Genomic DNA, 684 nt, shown 5'->3' on the forward strand with positions numbered 1-684 from the left:
ATCGCCAAGCGTACCTAGCTCTCGGCTTTGAGTCTGTGCAATCAAAACGTCAATGTTGTCGATGATGAGCTGATTCAGATTGGAGTAATAACCAAAAGGTGCAATTTGAGGCGAAAGGCGATCAACCCCTTGTCGAACCTGATTGAGTCGATTGAGCTGCACTTGGACATCTTGGAGTAAGTCGTAGCTATCGCTGCTGCTAATTAATGGCGTGTTAAGTTGAACCAATGAATTGACCGCGTCATCGACTTTTTTTCTTTGCTGAGTCAGCTTTTGCACGATTTCAGTTTTGCCTTGGCTACCCAGTACGCCGGCTGTTAGTCCACGTTCGACAGCGAGATTATGCGCAAGGTTGTCGTAGTGGGTGATTAAGGTCACTAGCTGCTGATCTTTCAGGGCTTGGTGGGACTGAGTGTTTAAATTGATGGTGTGCTGAACCGCTAGAAAAATAGCAAGTAATAATGGGACGCCTGCAACAACACTGACCATGATATAGAGGGGAAACTGACGAACGAACGCAAACATAGAGCTCTCCTAGGTACCAACCGTGAAATCCATTTACTGAGGTATTTTTCCTCATTAATTAGCAGTATAGGGTAAAAATATGAAAGCTAATGGATAATCATAAAGTAGTAGTTGGTTTTTTGCTGAGAAAGTGATTAGTAGCAATGTAACAAGTGGCAT

At 43.6% G+C, this 684-nt stretch carries 1 protein-coding gene; it reads right to left on the bottom strand.

Going from position 1 to position 684, the window contains the following annotated elements; translation table 11 throughout:
- Positions 1-525: nitrate- and nitrite sensing domain-containing protein (locus tag R7Z49_RS25285; RefSeq protein ID WP_318112424.1), on the bottom strand; the 525-nt coding region annotated here is incomplete at its 3' end.
- Between the last annotated feature and the right edge of the window lie 159 nt (positions 526-684).

It is taken from the genome of Vibrio sp. 1562, from assembly GCF_033340155.1.
Taxonomy (GTDB): Bacteria; Pseudomonadota; Gammaproteobacteria; order Enterobacterales; family Vibrionaceae; genus Vibrio; species Vibrio alginolyticus.